This window comes from Pseudomonas sp. 34 E 7, assembly GCF_900005715.1.
Taxonomy (GTDB): domain Bacteria; phylum Pseudomonadota; class Gammaproteobacteria; order Pseudomonadales; family Pseudomonadaceae; genus Aquipseudomonas; species Aquipseudomonas orientalis_A.
Genome location: NZ_CVTX01000181.1, coordinates 11,679 through 29,019, shown reverse-complemented (window position 1 = coordinate 29,019; position 17,341 = coordinate 11,679). Strand labels below are relative to the sequence as shown.

13 protein-coding genes are annotated in these 17,341 nt (G+C 60.6%); 4 read left to right on the top strand and 9 right to left on the bottom strand.

Features of this window, described 5'->3' with window-relative positions:
* Nucleotides 1-559 precede the first annotated feature (559 nt).
* Both betT and mgrA read left to right on the top strand, forming a co-directional pair.
* Nucleotides 560-2,521: a choline transporter BetT gene (gene betT, locus BFP96_RS24565; protein ID WP_163001547.1), complete on the top strand. Its 1,962-nt coding sequence runs from the start codon at nt 560-562 to the stop codon at nt 2,519-2,521.
* A gap of 150 nt (nt 2,522-2,671) precedes the next feature.
* Complete coding sequence (mgrA, locus tag BFP96_RS24560) at nt 2,672-3,709, top strand: L-glyceraldehyde 3-phosphate reductase (RefSeq protein ID WP_065884649.1); 1,038 nt, start codon at nt 2,672-2,674, stop codon at nt 3,707-3,709.
* A 65-nt stretch (nt 3,710-3,774) separates the two neighbouring features.
* On the opposite strand, the gene BFP96_RS24555 is transcribed toward mgrA, so the two are convergent.
* The 9 genes from BFP96_RS24555 to BFP96_RS24515 all read right to left on the bottom strand — a co-directional run bounded on the left by BFP96_RS24555 (nt 3,775) and on the right by BFP96_RS24515 (nt 14,719).
* Nucleotides 3,775-4,689 carry a hypothetical protein gene (locus BFP96_RS24555; protein ID WP_065937181.1) on the bottom strand — a complete coding sequence of 305 codons (915 nt, stop codon included), beginning with the start codon at nt 4,687-4,689 and terminating at the stop codon, nt 3,775-3,777.
* Nucleotides 4,690-4,724: 35 nt separating this feature from the next.
* On the bottom strand, nt 4,725-6,326 hold the full coding sequence (locus tag BFP96_RS24550; protein ID WP_139113443.1) for a hypothetical protein: 1,602 nt from the start codon (nt 6,324-6,326) through the stop codon (nt 4,725-4,727).
* A 191-nt stretch (nt 6,327-6,517) separates the two neighbouring features.
* Nucleotides 6,518-7,354: a taurine dioxygenase gene (gene tauD, locus BFP96_RS24545; protein ID WP_065893795.1), complete on the bottom strand. Its 837-nt coding sequence runs from the start codon at nt 7,352-7,354 to the stop codon at nt 6,518-6,520.
* Nucleotides 7,355-7,368: 14 nt separating this feature from the next.
* Nucleotides 7,369-8,205: a taurine ABC transporter permease TauC gene (gene tauC / locus BFP96_RS24540; RefSeq protein WP_065896581.1), complete on the bottom strand. Its 837-nt coding sequence runs from the start codon at nt 8,203-8,205 to the stop codon at nt 7,369-7,371.
* Complete coding sequence (tauB, locus tag BFP96_RS24535; RefSeq protein ID WP_065937179.1) at nt 8,202-8,981, bottom strand: taurine ABC transporter ATP-binding subunit; 780 nt, start codon at nt 8,979-8,981, stop codon at nt 8,202-8,204. Before tauB ends, tauC begins: the two co-directional genes overlap by 4 nt.
* A gap of 18 nt (nt 8,982-8,999) precedes the next feature.
* Complete coding sequence (gene tauA, locus BFP96_RS24530) at nt 9,000-9,977, bottom strand: taurine ABC transporter substrate-binding protein (RefSeq protein ID WP_065937178.1); 978 nt, start codon at nt 9,975-9,977, stop codon at nt 9,000-9,002.
* A gap of 236 nt (nt 9,978-10,213) precedes the next feature.
* Nucleotides 10,214-11,797 (bottom strand): glutamate--cysteine ligase, encoded by a 1,584-nt coding sequence (gshA, locus tag BFP96_RS24525; RefSeq protein ID WP_065937177.1) that lies wholly within the window; start codon nt 11,795-11,797, stop codon nt 10,214-10,216.
* A gap of 214 nt (nt 11,798-12,011) precedes the next feature.
* Nucleotides 12,012-12,395, bottom strand: a complete 384-nt coding sequence (locus BFP96_RS24520) for a PaaI family thioesterase (RefSeq protein ID WP_065884641.1) — start codon at nt 12,393-12,395, stop codon at nt 12,012-12,014.
* Nucleotides 12,395-14,719, bottom strand: a complete 2,325-nt coding sequence (locus BFP96_RS24515) for a Tex family protein (protein WP_065893790.1) — start codon at nt 14,717-14,719, stop codon at nt 12,395-12,397. The genes BFP96_RS24520 and BFP96_RS24515 overlap by 1 nt, the downstream gene beginning before the upstream one ends.
* Nucleotides 14,720-15,075: 356 nt before the next feature.
* On the opposite strand from BFP96_RS24515, the gene ompR reads away from it, so the two are divergent.
* A complete protein-coding gene (gene ompR, locus BFP96_RS24510) occupies nt 15,076-15,816 on the top strand; it encodes an osmolarity response regulator transcription factor OmpR (RefSeq protein ID WP_065893789.1) in 741 nt (246 codons plus the stop codon).
* A 116-nt stretch (nt 15,817-15,932) separates the two neighbouring features.
* Nucleotides 15,933-17,246 (top strand): ATP-binding protein, encoded by a 1,314-nt coding sequence (locus tag BFP96_RS24505; RefSeq protein WP_065884638.1) that lies wholly within the window; start codon nt 15,933-15,935, stop codon nt 17,244-17,246.
* The last annotated feature ends 95 nt before the right edge of the window (nt 17,247-17,341 follow it).

Below are 17,341 nucleotides of genomic sequence, written 5' to 3'. Positions count from 1 at the left end.
GGAGAGAGGGCACACCGAGCCCAGGCGAGGTGCCGAGTGGTGGGGCAAGAGCGTTTTGCTTACTTTTGCGCTTTTCAAAAGTGAGCCGCCGTAAAAGCGGAACCATTAGCAGCCGTTACCGCAGAAACGGATATGTACTCAACCCAATTCAACATCCTGGTCAGCCCTGAGGCCGCCATCGGGGGCAAGCCCCCTCCCACATTTGGATCTGTGGGGTATCAGTAAGATAGTCACAGGCTGCCTGATCCAACGAGGAGCAAGCCCCCTCCCACATTTGAATGCATTTCATCTTCACGTCGCTGAACGATTTGCCCCCGTAACCCGTCATACCAATCCCTGAGCTAGTGTAGGAATTGTCTACCACTCAGCCCTGAAATTAGTCCCAGACCGCCCATTCATGTTTAACTTGAACGCTCGTTCAAGTTAAACCGGTGGTTCGCTGCCCGCTCACAACAGGAGGCTTACCTTTGCTGAGTCCGTTATTGACAGCCACATTTCACACCTCGGGGGTGCTTCGTTCATGAGTGCATCGTCCACCCCTCCCAGCGGTCTGGTGCGCATGAATGCGCCCGTTTTCTACTTTGCCGCCACGGCCATCCTGCTGTTCGGCATCACCGTCATCGCTATCCCGCAACAGGCCGGTGCCTGGCTGCTGGCGGCGCAAAACTGGGCGGCCAATACGGTCGGCTGGTACTACATGCTGGCGATGACCCTGTATCTGGTCTTCGTGGTGGTCACCGCGCTATCGGGCTACGGCAAGATAAAACTCGGTGCCGACCACGACGAGCCCGAATTCAGTTACCTGTCCTGGGCCGGCATGCTGTTCGCCGCCGGGATCAGCATCACGCTGTTTTTCTTTTGTGTGTCCGAGCCGCTGACGCACTTGGTGCAACCGCCCCAAGGCGAGGCCATGAATGCCGATGCGGCGCGCCAGGCCATGCAGGTCCTGTTCCTGCACTGGGGCCTGCACGGCTGGGGCGTGTTCGCGTTTGTCGGCATGGCCCTGGCGTATTTCGCTTACCGGCATAACCTGCCGCTGGCGTTGCGCTCGGCGCTGTACCCGTTGATCGGCAAGCGCATCAATGGCCCGATCGGTTACGCGGTGGATGGCTTCGGCATCATTGCCACGGTATTCGGCCTGGGGGCCGACATGGGTTTTGGCGTGTTGCACCTCAACTCCGGCCTGGATTACCTGTTCGGCATCGCCCATACGCAGTGGATCCAGGTGGGCTTGATCACCTTGATGATGGGCGCGGCGATCATCGTTGCCGTTGCCGGTGTCGACAAGGGTGTGCGGGTGATGTCCGACATCAACATGCTGCTGGCCTGCGCACTGCTGCTGTTCGTGTTGTTTGCCGGGCCCACCCAGCACCTGCTCAATACCTTGATCCAGAACATTGGCGACTACCTTGGTGCGTTGCCGACCAAGAGTTTCGACGTGTACGCCTACGACAAACCCAGCGACTGGCTGGGCGGTTGGACGGTGTTCTACTGGGCCTGGTGGATCGCATGGTCGCCGTTCGTGGGCCTGTTCATCGCGCGGATTTCCCGTGGCCGCACTATCCGCGAATTCGTGTTTGGCGTGCTGCTGATCCCGCTGGGTTTCACCCTGGCGTGGATGTCGATCTTCGGTAACAGCGCCATCGACCAGGTGCTCAACCATGGCATGACCGCGTTGGGCCAGTCGGCCATCGATGAGCCGTCGATGAGCCTCTACCTGCTGCTGGAAACCTACCCGTGGAGTAAAACCGTGATTGCGGTCACGGTGTTTATCAGCTTCGTATTCTTCGTGACCTCGGCGGACTCAGGCACAGTGGTGCTGTCGACCCTGTCGTCCAAAGGCGGCAACGCCGATGAAGACGGGCCGAAATGGCTGCGCGTGTTCTGGGGCGCGATGACCGCCCTGGTCACCAGCGCCTTGCTGTTTGCCGGCAGTATCGATTCGTTGAAATCAGCGGTCGTGCTGACCTCGCTGCCGTTCTCGCTGATCCTGCTGCTGATGATGTGGGGGCTGCACAAGGCGTTCTATCTCGAATCGCAAAAGCAGATCGCCCAGTTGCATTCGCTGGCACCGATCTCGGCGTCGCGCAAAGGCCGTGGCGGCTGGCGCCAGCGTCTGAGCCAGGCGGTGCATTTTCCGTCGCGCGACGAGGTGTACCGTTTCCTCGAGTCGACGGTGCGCCCGGCCATCGAGGAAGTGACGGCCGTATTTGTCGAGAAGGGCCTGAACGTGGTCACCCAGCCAGACCCGGCCAACGACAGCGTCAGCCTGGAAATCGGTCATGGCGAGGAGCATCCGTTCATCTACCAGGTGCAGATGCGTGGCTATTTCACGCCATCGTTCGCCCGTGGCGGCATGGGTTCCAAAGAGATCAACAACCGCCGTTACTATCGCGCCGAAGTGCACCTGCGTGAGGGCAGTCAGGATTACGACCTGGTGGGTTATACCAAGGAGCAGATCATCAACGACATCCTCGACCAGTACGAGCGGCACCTGCAGTTCCTGCATCTGGTGCGCTGATTCGCGCGCATAAATGCACGTAATAGCGTTCCTCTCAAGTGGGTCTTTGCTGTAAAAGGGAAAGGCAGACTTAAGCGATTCAGCGGGTTCAAAGGCCTGGGAATAACCTTATTCCCAGGCCTTGTTTGCCCCAAGCCCAGAGAGGATTCGATGACTTACATTGCTGCCGAAAACCGCTATGAATCTATTCCTTATCGCCGCGTAGGCCGCAGTGGACTGGTGCTGCCGGCACTGTCCCTGGGGCTGTGGCACAACTTTGGCGACAGCACCCCGATCGCCACCCAGCGTGCCCTGCTGCGCACCGCGTTCGACCTGGGCATCAATCACTTCGACCTGGCCAATAACTACGGCCCTCCCTACGGCAGCGCCGAGATCAATTTCGGTCGTTTGCTGCGCGAAGACTTCAAGCACTACCGCGACGAACTGATCATCTCCAGCAAGGCCGGCTGGGACATGTGGCCCGGGCCTTATGGCCAGGGTGGCGGTTCGCGCAAATACGTGCTGGCCAGCCTCGATCAGAGCCTGCAGCGCCTTGGCGTCGATTATGTGGATATCTTCTACTCGCACCGTTTCGACGCCGACACGCCATTGGAAGAAACCGCCAGTGCGTTGGCCACCGCCGTGCAGCAAGGCAAGGCGTTGTACATCGGTATCTCGTCCTACTCTGGGGTAAAAACCCGTGAGATGGCAGCGCTGCTCAAAGAGTGGAAAGTGCCGCTGTTGATTCACCAGCCGGCCTATAACCTGCTCAACCGCTGGGTGGAAAAAGACCTGCTCGACACCACCGACGAACTCGGCGCCGGCGTGATTGCCTTCACGCCGCTGGCTCAGGGCTTGCTCACTGATAAATACCTCAACGGCATTCCTGCCGATGCCCGGGTGAACCGTCCGGGGGGAGGCTCGCTGCAGGCCCAACACCTGTCCGAGGAGAACATTGCCCACGTGCGCGCCCTGAATGAGATCGCCCAGCGTCGCGGCCAGAGCCTGGCGCAATTGGCGCTGGCCTGGACCCTGCGTGATCCACGGGTGACCAGCGCGCTGATCGGTGCCAGCCGGCCGGAGCAGATCATCGAGAACGTCGGCGCGTTGAAAAACTTGAGCTTCAGCGCCGAAGAGCTGGCGCAGATCGATCGGTTCGCCCAGGAAGGCGGGATCAATCTGTGGGAAAAACCGTCAATGGCGGAGTAACGTCAGCGTGCCTGCTCGATAGAGGCGCCGACCTTTATCGTGGCAGGCACACTGCAGCTGTTTGCTCAGCGCAGGGTTAGCACTCGCCGGGCATCTTGGAAGCCCGACTCAGACAGCTTGACCTTATTCCCATAGAGGTCTGCGTAACCGTCAATCACGGCGACCGAGTGCCCACCGGCGTCTGCGGTACCCAGGCCTTCTTTGGCCAGTTGAGCCGGGTTGGTCCAGCGCCGTTTGGCATGTAGGCCCAAGCGATTGGTGGCATCTCCCGGCATTTCCCCGTCATTCAATGAGGCCATTGCGTCTTTGAAGCTGCGCTTGGCGCTGCCTTCGTGATTTTTCATCTGAGCCCGCTTGGCGCTGGCGGCATACAGGAATACTGCGTCCTTGAGCACGTCCGGGTCCTCGCCCTCAAAGCCGCTGCCGGTCCTCGCCAGCGTTAACTCTTCGTGGGATATGTGCAGCTTGAAGGTGTCTTGCATTGTCACCTCGAACCCTGTTTTTGTCGGGGTTATGAGTTTGAAAATCCCCTGTGGGTGATGACCGTATTTCATCATCGCCAGCTTGATCGCCGACACCGTGACGCAATTGCCTTCAATGCCCTGCCAGAACCCACGCCAGATATCCTCGGGCTTGGTGCCGGTCGGCACCGAAGATATAAATAGGCTGTCGTCAGGCCGGGGCTTGTCCAGGGGGGTGACCGTGGGCAAAGGGGCCGGCGAATTGCGATCAACCTGATGAGGTACGGCGTCAACCGCAGGGGCAACAGGGCTGGCGCGCTGTGTGATGGTTTTGAGAAGGCTGTTCAGTGAGTTCAGTTGTTGAACGATAGACGCGTAAAGGTTTTGGCTGTTTTCCGCGCCGCCCGCGACGGGTGTTTCCATCGGGGCCTTGGCGTTCTTCACGCCTGTGCCGGCGCAGAGACTGGGAAGTAATGACGTATTAAGCGCTGCGGTGCCGCTGGCAGTGTTGAGTAACATGGGCCGCCTCGTATTCAGTAGTGTGAGTGAGCGATTCAGTGAGGGTCGAGCACGTAGCCGTGGCCCTCATAAGGCAAATATTGATGCGCCTTTTCATTGCCCAGAACCAAGCCAAAACCGTACAGAAACCCGACGGTAGTCTGGTCTTCCAGTTCACTTACATGGACATGGCGCATATGGCCGATCATGCCGATATTTTCCAGGACAGGTTTGATATGCCGGCCATTCTGGATCGCATCACTGAGGGTCGTCTCGAAGTCGGACCTTGCCACCGGATCCTCATGTTCCAACTGGTGACGTTTCATAAAAGCGGCAAACATGAAGTTGGCATCCTTTATCAGCTCGCTGTCGTCACCGGACAGTTTCAGGGCTTGCCCGGCCCGCTGTAGCTCCTGGCGAGAAACATGCACTTCATAACCATCTCTCATCGTCACGTCGTAGCCGTCTCCTGCAACGGCAACCCGTTGAAAGCAATCGGTGGGGCTTTGCCCGAACGTCATCATCATCAGTTTTATTGCGTCAACGTAGGCTGCCGTTTCGCGAAACTCGCCAAAGCCCGGGAGTGTGTTACTCAAGCCAGTCAATATATCGGCTGGACGCTCACCGTTTCTCTTCGAGGAAATATCCGGCATCGCGCCGGCTGAAGGAGGACCGAGCGGAGCTGCAAGGGGTTTGACGTTGGTTTGCGGGGGGGTAGGCGCAACCCGCGCAGGGCGCGAGTCAGTGGACGGTTCGTCCAGCCTGGTGGTTGCGGGTAAATCCGACAGTACATAGGCCGGCTTTTTCAGCCTTAACTTCGAAGGTGTCCCGTGGAAATCCTCGTGACCATCGACAACCAGCATGGACTCCCCATTCGAGACAACGGTTATACCCAGTTTTTGACCCGTGCCCAGTGACTCGGACTTGACCTCTTTCAGATGGTTTTCCAGGCCCATGAGCTTCAATACGCTGCTGGCATGTTCGCCTTTATTGGTATTGCGCAGGGTCATGGGGTAACTCGCTTGTTCGGCGGGGTCGTTGCTTTGTAGCTGTTTTCGCTTGGCCAGGGTCGCATACAGAAAGTTGGCGTCTTTCAACATGTCTTCGTTGCCGAGCAATTGCGAACCTTCTTTGGCAAGGTCCAGTTCTTTATGGGAAATGAATAATGTGAAGCCATCTCTCATGGTCACATTGAACCCGTTATTCAGGGGCGTGACTTGAGCGTAAATATCGGTTGGGCTTTGACCAAAGTGCTGCATGGCCAACTTGATTCCCGCGACATGAGAACTGTGCGGTGTGGTCAGTGAGCGGTAGGTCTCATGGGGCGAAAAAAACAGGCCACCTAATACGTCATCGGGTTTTTGTTTGTCCTTTTTATTTGAAAGGTACTGCGTACTATCAGGGCGCACCGTCGAGTGGGTGGTCGCTGCAACGGTTGCGGGCGTACCAGGCTTGACGGGCGTGGCGTCGATGGCCTTGTGGAGTGTGTTCATCAAACTTTCAAGCTCGCTTAACAAAGCAAGCAAACTTTCGCGTCTGTCGGGCGCGGCGGTGGGCGGTGTCAGTGTTTCAAGTGTTGTGCCTGTGGCTGAAGGGGCGGGTTCAGCAGGCTGTGCCGCAAAAGCGGGCAGCCACGGCGATACGGTTGAGATATTCATTTAAGCACTCAATGGATTCAGGTAAGGGTTCACTGCGCAGGCGTTTTGGACGCACGATGTCAGTGGTGAGCCTTACCTCGTACGTTCCTGAAAGTGAGTGCTTGACGAGTTACAGGGCGTGTCGTGAGCCACATTTTTCCATAGGAAAAATCTTGAAATTAACGGTTTTTTCGCCATTTGAGGCGGTTGGATTAAAACGGTGCATCGCCCAGGATGGTGGCCCGGTGCATGACGCGGCGCTGTGGACGGTAGTCATCCACCGCGTAATGCTGGGTCACGCGGTTATCCCAGAACGCTACGTCATTTTCCTGCCAGCGCCAGCGAATAGTGAACTCCGGGCGGGTGGCGTGAGCAAACAGCAGCTTGAGAATCGCCTCGCTTTCGGCCGGTTCCAGTTCGTTGATTCGGGTGGTGAAGCCGTCGTTGACGAACAGCGATTTGCGCCCGCTGACGGGGTGTGTGCGTATCACCGGGTGTGACAGCGGCGGGTTTTTGCGACGGGTTTCTTCCCAGCGTGCCAGGTCTTCGGCGGTGTTGCCGAAGCGCTCCAGCGGAAAGGATCTGGTGAAGTCGTGGGTGGCGGTGAGGCCTTCGAGCAAGGCTTTGAACGGCTCGGACAACGCCTCATACGCCGCAATCCCGCTGGCCCACAAGGTATCACCGCCAAATGCCGGCAGCTGCTTGGCGCTCAGCACCGCGCCGAGGGCAGGCGTGGGCAGGAAGGTCACGTCGGTGTGCCATACGGCGTTGTCACGCACATCGGTCACGGCCGTGTCGAGGATCAGCACTTCGGGCTGTTCCGGCACGTTGGGGTAGATCGGGTGGATATGCAGGTCACCGAAATTCGCCGCAAACCGTGCCTGCTGCTGCGGGGTGAGCGGCTGGTCACGGAAGAACAGCACCGAATGCTTGAGGAGTGCTTGTTCGATGGCGTCGCGCTCTTCAGGGCTCAGCGCCCGGGTGATATCGACGCCGCTGATCTGCGCGCCAAGCGCAGCGCTTAAAGGGGTAACGGTCAGGCTGCTCATTTAACGTTCATCACTCAGTGTGCCTGGCCATGCCACGGCACTAATTTACGCTGCAGGGCGCGCAGGCCCATTTCCATGGCGAAGGCGATCAGTGCGATCACCAGGATGCCCAGCACCACTACGTCGGTGACCAGGAACTGCGCCGCCGACTGCACCATGAAGCCCAGGCCGCTGGTGGCGGCAATCAATTCGGCGGCGACCAGGGTCGACCAGCCTACGCCCAGGCCGATACGTACTCCGGTAAGGATGTCGGGCAGGGCGCTTGGCAGGATCACATGACGAATCAGTTGGGCACGGGTGGCGCCCAGCGACTGCGCAGCGCGCAACTTGGCCGGGTCGACCGTGCGTACGCCGGTGGCGGTGGCGATGGCAATCGGCGCAAAGATCGCCAGGTAAATCAGCAGCACTTTGGACAGCTCGCCGATACCGCACCAGATCACGATCAGCGGCAGATAGGCCAGCGGCGGGATTGGCCGGTAAAACTCGATCAGCGGGTCGAGAACGCCGCGGGCGATGCGGTTGGCGCCGATGGCAATCCCCACCGGCACGGCCGTCAGCACCGCGAAACCCAGGCCCAGGCCGATGCGACTGAGGCTTGCGCCCAGGTGCTGCCAAAGGGTCGAATCCATGTAGCCGGATGTCGCCAGCAACCAGCCTTTTTGCAGCACGGCAGAGGGCGGCGGCAGGAACAGTGGCTCGATCAAGCCGCTGGCGGTTACCGCCCACCAGACAGCGAGCAGGACCGCCAGGGTCAGTACGCTGATCCACCGTGTGCTGAGGCTGCGGCGTGCCGGAATAACCGCATGGGTCAGCGGCTTGGCCGCTGTGGCGGGAAGTTCATAGCTGCTCATGCGCACACCTGCCGTTGCGAGAACACTCTGCCCAGTACGTGTTCGCGGGTTTCGATAAAACGCGGGTCGGACTTGATCGCCCGTGCCGATTCGCCGGCCGCGTAGCGTTGGCCGAAATCCAGCTGCAGACGCTCGACGATCTGGCCGGGGTTGGGCGCCAGCAGGATCAGGTCCGTGGCGAGGAACACCGCTTCTTCGATGTCATGGGTGATCAGGAACACCGGCTTGGCCGTGCGTCGCCAGACTTGCAGCAGCAATTCCTGCATCTGTTCGCGGGTGAAGGCATCGAGGGCGCCGAAGGGTTCGTCCATCAGCAATACGCGCGGGTCGGCCGCCAGGGCGCGGGCGAGGCCGACGCGTTGCTTCTGGCCGCCGGAGAGTTGCCAGATGCGCCGGCTGTCGAAACCGCTGAGGTCCACCAGCGCGAGCATTTCACGGGCGCGCACTTCCCGGTGCGCCTTCGGCACGCCGGCCAGCTCCAGGCCGAAGGCGACGTTGGCCAGCACGTCCTGCCAGGGCAGCAGGGCATCGTCCTGGAACACCACGCCGCGTTCGGCGCCAGGACCCTTGACCGGCACGCCATCGAGGGTAATACGCCCGGCCGAGGGCTCGACAAAGCCGGCAATCAGGTTCAACAGCGAAGTCTTGCCACTGCCGGAGGCACCCAGGGCCACCAGCAATTGCCGGGGGCCAAGCTCAAGTGAAATATCCGCCAGTACCGGTTCCGGGGCGCCTGGGTACTGTGCGCTGATGCGCTCCAGTTGTAGCAAGGCCATCGCGATGAACTCCTTGAATCAGTGAGTGATGAACTTGGCGCTGACGTAAGGGGCGTAGTCCGGCAGCACCGCGTCGACCTTGCCTTGCTCCTTGAGGAACGCGGCGGTATCGGTGACAGCTTTGGTGGTCGGTGCGCCCAGCAGGGTGACCTGGTCAGCGGCCAGCGGGTAGACATTGCCTTGCAGCAGCAGCGGGATATCGCTGGCCTTGGCGCCGGAGAGCTTCAGCAGCTTGTCGACGTTGGCCTTGTCGGCGAGCCAGGCCTGTGGGTCTTTACGGTAAGCGGCGTAGGCATCCAGCGTGACTTTGGCGAAGGCCGTGACGATTTCCGGATGCTTCTCGGCGAAGTCCTTGCGCACAATCCAGGCGTCGAAGGTCGGTGCACCGAACTTGGCCAGTTCGCCGGACGTGATCAGCACCTTGCCGTTTTCCTTGGCCACGCCCAGGGCCGGGTCCCACACATAGGTGGCGTCGATATCGCCGCGCTTCCAGGCGGCGATGATGGCCGGTGGTGCGAGGTTGAGGATGGTCACTTTCGAAGGGTCGATGTTCCAGTGCTTCAGCGCGGCCAGCAGGCTGTAGTGTCCCGTGGACACGAACGGTACGGCGACCTTCTTGCCGACCAGGTCTTGGGGGCTGTTGATCCCCGACCCATCGCGCGCCACCAGGGCTTCGGCGCCGCCGATCTGGGTGGCGACGAGGAAGGTCTGCACCGGCACCTTGCGCGTGATCGCAGCGGTCAACGGGCTGGAACCGAGGTAACCGATCTGCACGTCACCCGAGGCGATGGCGGCGATGATATCGGCGCCATTGTCGAATTTGCGCCAGTCGATCGTGGCGTGGGTGGCTTTTTCATAGGCGCCGTCGGCCTGGGCGACTTTGGCCGGGTCTACGGTGGTCTGGTACGCGACGGTCACATCCGCCGCCTGGGCAAACAGGCTGGCACCGGCCAGGGACAACGCCGCCAGCAAGCGCAGTGGAATAGGCAGTTTCAAAGGGAAGCTCCTCGATCAGGCGGCCAGGGAGGCGGCGTGTGAGGAGACTAAATGATCTAAGAATCCGAAAATAAATAACATTTTCGCATTAGCTTATGAGGAGAAGGGTTGCAGCGATTCCTGAGCCTGATGCAGGGCAAATGTGGGAGGGGGCTTGCCCCCGATGGCGGTGGTTCAGTCACTGATTGAGTGGCAGACACACTGCTATCGGGGGCAAGCCCTCTCCCACATAAGGTTTAGTTGCTGATGGCCAGGATGCTCGCCTGGTACGACCCGACAAACACATCGAAATCGCCCACTTCGTTCTGCTCAAGCTCGGCCTGCTGCGCCAGCGACTTACGCGCCAGTTCTTCAAAGCGCGCTTGTTCCTCGGCCGGCAACGGTTCCTTGCGGAAGAACTCGGCATGCAGCTCGCTCTGATGCAGCGAGAACTGCGCGAAACTTTCCTTACGCTCGGCCATCGCTTCCAGCACCTGGGCCGAGGGCGTCAGTGACGGGTCGTTGACCTTGGCCAACTGAGCGTCCAGCGCCTGGCTGTGTTCAGTGATGCCATGGCTTTCATCGAGCAGGGCGGCCAGAGGCGCAATCTGCTCCAGCAGCTCGGTGGCCCACGCTTTCATGTCCACCGCCTGGCCCTGACGCTGCAATTGCAGGCCCGGACGGCGACCTTCCTTGACCACGCTGAGGAAGTTGGACGTGGCGTTGCCGCACTCGTTATTGGCGAACAGCGGGCTGTCATTCAGCGCGCAAAACAGCAGGAAGGCGTCGAGAAAGCGCGACTCCGGCAGGTCGATGCCCATCGGCAGGAACGGGTTGATGTCCAGGCAGCGCACTTCGATGTACTGGATGCCGCGCGCCATCAGCGCCTGGATCGGCCGCTCGCCGGTATAGGTCACGCGCTTGGGGCGGATGTTGGAGTAGTACTCGTTTTCGATCTGCAGGATATTGGTGTTGAGCTGCACCCACTCACCGTCCTTGTGCGTGCCGACTTCGACATAGGGCGCGTAGGGCGTTGCCACCGCTTCGCGCAGGCTGTCGGTGTAGCTGGCCAGGTCGTTGTAGCACGGCGTGAGGCCGGCCTGGGCGTTGCTCTGGTAACCCAGGTCGCTCATGCGCAGGCTCGTGGCGTACGGCAGGTACAGGGTATCGGCGTCGAGCACTTCAAGCTGGTGCGAACGACCGCGCAGGAAGCCTGCGTCCAGGGCCGGCGAGGCGCCAAACAGGTACATCAACAGCCAGCTGTAGCGGCGGAAGTTGCGAATCAGCGCGATATAGGCGGTGGATTGATAGTCGCGGTCGGTGCCGACAAAGCCTTCGGCGTCCTTGAGCAACGGCCACAGCTGTTCCGGCAGCGAAAAATTGTAATGGATGCCGGCGATGCACTGCATGGTCTTGCCATAACGCAGGGCCAGACCCTTGCGGTAAACGTACTTGAGCTGCCCGATATTGGAGGTGCCGTAGTAGGCAATCGGAATATCTTCCTCGGCCGGCAACGGGCACGGCATCGAGGGGCTCCACAGGTATTCGCTGCCCAGTTTGGTGTAGGCAAAGCGATGGATCTTGTCCAGGCTGCTCAGGGTATCGGCCGGGTTGGGCAGTGCGGGAGTGATGAACTCCAGCAGCGATTCCGAGTAGTCGGTAGTGATCTGTTCGTGCGTCAACGCGGCGCCCAGGGCTTCCGGATGCGGCGTTTGGGCCAGGCGACCCTCACTGGTGACGCGCAGGCATTCACGCTCGATGCCATGCAGGCAGTGCTCTAGCAGGGAGAGGTGTTCGCGCTTGCCGAGCAGGGCCAGGCGGCGGTTGAGAAGTTCGCTCAAGTTGGATTCCTTCACGCGTCAGTCGCCCCAATATGGGGGTGGTCAAGACGGTCTACAAGGGTGAAGTTGAAACTGGCGTGATCGCCTGGTTCTGAGTCGATAGGACCCGCTCTGAATGTGCCTACTTCACTCCATGAATTGGGCTACAGCGCAGCGAGAAAATTCCGACGCTGTTGTCACAGCGCCGAAATTAACTCAAATCATGTGCAGGGAGCTATAGGACAGCGAACGTGCCCTGTGCTTTTGCGACAAGTCTTTCGTCCTGGTACACCTCGGCTTCGACCACCAGGGTGCGCCGGCCGGCGTGGATCACCCGGCTGGTGCACAGCACGTCACCGTCTTCAACGGCGCGGATATAGTTGATCTTGCATTCGATGGTCGCGCTCTGCTGGTCGAACCCATGGGCGCTGGAGCATGCCAGTCCCATGGTGATGTCTACCAGGCTGAAAATCGCCCCGCCGTGCAACTTGCCCCCGCGATTGCGCAACTGCGGCGCCAGGCTCAGGGCCACCTCGGCAACGCCTTCCTCCAGGCGTTGCAGGCGGCAGCCGATCAGTTCGCTGAACGCGCTCTGGGTCAAACCGGCCGGAATATCCATCAACGCTTCTTCAGTTGCTTGGCGTTGGCGAACAGCGAGGCCATGGCGTTGTTGCTCGGTGCGGCTGTCGCGGTGTCCTTGCGCGGCGCAGTGTTCTGCGACGGGCGCGGTGCCGAGCCAGGGCGAGCGCCACGGGCGCCGTCGATTTTCTCGCCGGGGGTGTCGCTCATGCGCATCGACAGGCCAACGCGTTTGCGTGGGATGTCGACTTCCATCACCTTGACCTTGACCACGTCACCGGCCTTCACCGCTTCGCGCGGGTCCTTGATGAACTTCTCCGAAAGTGCGGAGATATGCACCAAGCCGTCCTGATGCACGCCGATATCCACGAACGCGCCGAAGTTGGTCACGTTGGTCACCACGCCTTCGAGGATCATGCCCGGTTGCAGGTCCTTGAGGTCTTCGACACCGTCCTGGAACTCCGCGGTCTTGAATTCGGGGCGCGGGTCGCGGCCGGGTTTTTCCAGCTCTTGCAGGATGTCGGTAATGGTCGGCACGCCGAAGGTTTCGTCGGTGTACTTTTTCGGGTCCAGGCGCTTGAGAAACGCGGCATCGCCGATCAGCGAGCGGATGTCGCGATCGGTTTGGGCGGCAATTCGCTGTACCAGCGGATAGGCTTCCGGGTGAACCGCCGAGGCGTCCAGCGGGTTATCACCGTTCATTACGCGTAGGAAACCTGCGGCTTGCTCGAAAGTTTTTTCGCCCAGACGTGGGACTTTTTTCAGCGCCGCGCGGGTTTTGAAGGCGCCGTTCTCGTCGCGGTGATTGACGATATTCTGCGCGAGGGTCGCGTTCAGGCCGGAGATACGTGCAAGCAGCGCCACGGAGGCGGTGTTCACGTCCACACCCACGGCGTTCACACAGTCTTCCACGACCGCGTCCAGTCCACGCGCCAGCTTGAGCTGCGACACGTCGTGTTGGTATTGGCCGACGCCGATGGATTTGGGATCGATCTTCACCAGCTCGGCCAGCGGGTCCTGCAGGCGGCGGGCAATGGACACGGCGCCGCGGATGGACACGTCAAGGTCCGGGAACTCCTTGGACGCCAACTCCGAGGCCGAGTACACCGAAGCCCCCGCCTCGGAGACCATGACCTTGGTCATTTTCATCGCCGGGTACTTTTTGATCAGCTCGGCGGCCAGCTTATCGGTTTCGCGGCTGGCGGTACCGTTGCCGATGGCGATCAGGTCCACGGCATGCTTGGCGCACAGCGCGGCCAGGACGGCCAGGGTCTGGTCCCACTTGTTGTGCGGTACGTGCGGGTACACGGTGGCATGATCCAGCAGCTTGCCGGTGGCGTCGACCACCGCAACCTTGCAGCCGGTGCGCAGTCCCGGGTCCAGGCCCAGGGTGGCGCGTGGGCCCGCCGGTGCAGCCAGCAGCAGGTCATGCAGGTTGTGGGCGAATACGTTGATCGCCTCGGTTTCGGCGCCTTCACGCAGCTCGCCGAGCAGGTCGGTTTCCAGGTGGGTGTAAAGCTTGACCTTCCAGGTCCAGCGCACGACCTCACCGAGCCACTTGTCCGCAGGACGATTCTGATTCTGAATGCCGAATTGTTGACCGATCATGCCTTCGCACGGGTGCATGGTGCCCGGCAGCTCGTCGCCGACTTTCAGCGCGGAGCTGAGAATGCCCTCGTTGCGCCCACGAAAGATCGCCAGGGCGCGGTGGGACGGCATGCTTTTGAGCGGTTCGTCGTGTTCGAAGTAATCGCGGAACTTGGCACCTTCTTCCTCTTTGCCGGCGATGACGCGGGCGCTGAGAATGGCTTCCTGTTTCAGGTAGGTGCGCAGCTTTTCCAGCAGGCTGGCGTTTTCCGCGAAGCGCTCCATCAGGATGTACTTGGCGCCGTCGAGGGCGGTCTTGACATCGGCGACGCCTTTTTGCGCGTCGATAAAGCGCGCGGCTTCGGTTTCAGGCGTCAGCGACGGGTCGTTGAACAGGCCGTCGGCCAAGTCGCCAAGGCCGGCTTCCAGGGCGATCTGGCCCTTTGTACGACGTTTCTGTTTGTACGGCAGGTAAAGGTCTTCGAGGCGGGTCTTGGTGTCGGCCAGCTTGATGTCGCGTTCCAGCTGCGGGGTCAACTTGCCCTGTTCCTCGATGCTGGCGAGGATGCTGATACGCCGCTCGTCGAGTTCTCGCAGGTAGCGCAGGCGCTCTTCCAGGTGCCGCAGTTGGGTGTCGTCAAGGCTGCCGGTCACCTCTTTTCGGTAACGGGCGATGAAAGGTACCGTGGAGCCCTCATCCAGTAGCGCGACGGCCGCTTCGACCTGTTGTGGGCGTACACCGAGTTCCTCGGCGATGCGGCTGTTGATGCTGTCCATAAAACCACCTGAAATTCTGAAAAGCCGCTCGCAGGCCCGGAAAACAAGGCCTTGCGAGGCTGGTTGAGCGGCCCGACCGGCGCCGCTGCCTGGGTCAAGAGGCTGCCTATTGACCCTCGAAATCGAAAAAACACGAGAAGCGCGTAAAAAAAAGCCCGGCAGTAAACGGTAACGATCTGACGTTGCCCTGCACGAAAGCGCCGCATTATAACCAGCGTTCTGCCCTTGGGGGCTACTGGGCCGGTAGTTGCAGGACATGGCTTGGCTGGTAGTAGAGGAAAAATCTGCTAACAATGCACACGGTGCGTATAACGGCAGCTAGGCCATAATGCGCGCCGAGATAAGAGGAGCATCTAATGAGCAGCACTGCACAAACTGCTGAAGGCGAAAAAATTCTCATCGTTGACGACGATCCGGGGCTGAGCAGCCTGCTGGAGCGTTTTTTCAACTCCAAGGGCTACCGGGCGCGCGCGGTGCCGAACACCGAGCAGATGGACCGCCTGTTGGGGCGTGAAGTATTCAATCTGGTCGTGCTCGACCTGATGTTGCCCGGCGAAGACGGCCTGACCGCCTGCAAGCGTCTGCGTGGCGTGAACAACCAGATCCCGATCATCATGCTCACTGCCAAGGGCGATGAGCTGAGCCGCATCAAGGGCCTCGAACTGGGCGCCGACGACTACCTGGCCAAACCGTTCAACCCTGACGAGCTGATGGCGCGGGTCAAGGCCGTATTGCGTCGCCAGGCACCGCCGGTACCGGGTGCGCCGGGCAGCGAAGACGAAAGCGTGACCTTCGGCGACTACGAGTTGTCCCTGGCGACCCGCGAGCTCAAGCGTGGCGACGAAGTGCACATGCTCACCACCGGCGAATTCGCGGTGCTCAAGGCCCTGGTGATGAACGCTCGCCAGCCGCTGACCCGCGACAAGCTGATGAACCTGGCCCGTGGCCGCGAATGGGATGCCCTGGAGCGCTCCATCGACGTGCAGATCTCCCGACTGCGCCGGATGATCGAGCCGGACCCTTCCAAGCCGCGGTATATCCAGACGGTGTGGGGTGTGGGTTATGTGTTTGTGCCGGATGGCACCGCAACCAAGTGACCGATGATTTGCAGGGACGGGCACCCGGCGTTTGATTCCATGAGGGTCGACGGGGTGCCCGGCGTCTGCAATTCTGCGAGCGCCGCTCGTTCCTGCAAGGTGTCTAGCTGTCTCCTATGAAAACCCCGCTGTGGTTCCCGCAAAGTTTCTTTTCCCGCACCCTTTGGCTGGTGCTCATCGTCGTTCTGTTTTCCAAGGCGCTCACACTGGTTTATCTGTTGATGAACGAGGACGTGCTGGTGGATCGGCAGTACAGCCATGGCGTCGCCTTGACGCTGCGCGCCTACTGGGCCGTAGACCCCGAGAACCGTGAAAAGGTAGCCAAGGCTTCATCACTGATCCGGGTCGATGGTGCCGGCGTGCCCGAGGGCGAGCAGCACTGGCCCTACAGTGAGATCTACCAGCGCCAGATGCAGGCGGAGCTGGGCGACGACACTGAGGTGCGGCTGCGCATGCATGTTTCGCCTGCGCTCTGGGTGAAGGCGCCCAGTCTGGGCGATGCCTGGATCAAGGTCCCGCTGTATCCGCATCCGCTGCGCGGGCAAAAAATCTGGAACGTGTTGGGCTGGTTTCTCGCCATCGGCCTGCTTTCAACCGCGTCCGCATGGATTTTCGTGCGCCAGCTCAACCAACCGCTCAAGCGCCTGGTATTTGCCGCCCGCCAACTGGGCCAGGGGCGCAGTGTGCGCCTGCCGGTCAGCGATACACCTAGTGAAATGACCGAGGTGTACGGCGCGTTCAACCAGATGGCGGAAGACGTCGAACAGGCCGGACGCGAGCGTGAGCTGATGCTGGCGGGGGTCTCCCATGACTTGCGCACGCCGTTGACGCGCCTGCGCCTGTCCCTGGAGTTGATGGGTAGCCATACCGACCTTACCGATGACATGGTGCGTGACATCGAGGATATGGACGCGATTCTGGACCAGTTCCTGGCGTTCATCCGCGATGGGCGTGATGAGGTCGTGGAGGAGGTTGATCTCACCGATCTGGTGCGTGAAGTGGTCGCGCCCTACAACCAGAGCGGTGAGCAGGTGCGCATGCGCCTGGAGCCGATTCAGCCGTTTGCCTTGCGCAGGGTGTCGATGAAGCGCCTGTTGAACAACCTGATCGGCAACGCCCTGCATCATGCCGGTTCGGATGTGGAGGTGGCGGCGTACGTGTCGGGTGACAGCGCGGCGCCCTATGTCGTGCTGAGCGTGATGGATCGCGGCACGGGGATCGACCCGGCTGAACTGGAAGCCATCTTCAACCCGTTCACCCGTGGCGACCGCGCCCGAGGCGGCAAGGGGACCGGTTTGGGGTTGGCGATTGTGCGGCGGATTGCTTCGATGCATGGCGGCAATGTTGAATTGCGCAACCGTGAAGGGGGCGGGCTGGAAGCTCGGGTGCGCTTGCCGCTTGGGTTGATGTTGCCCAGAGACGCAGTCTGAGAGACAACATGGATCAAATGTGGGAGGGGGCTTGCTCCCGATTGCGGATTGTCAGTCACCTATGTGCGGACTGACACACCGTTATCGGGGGCAAG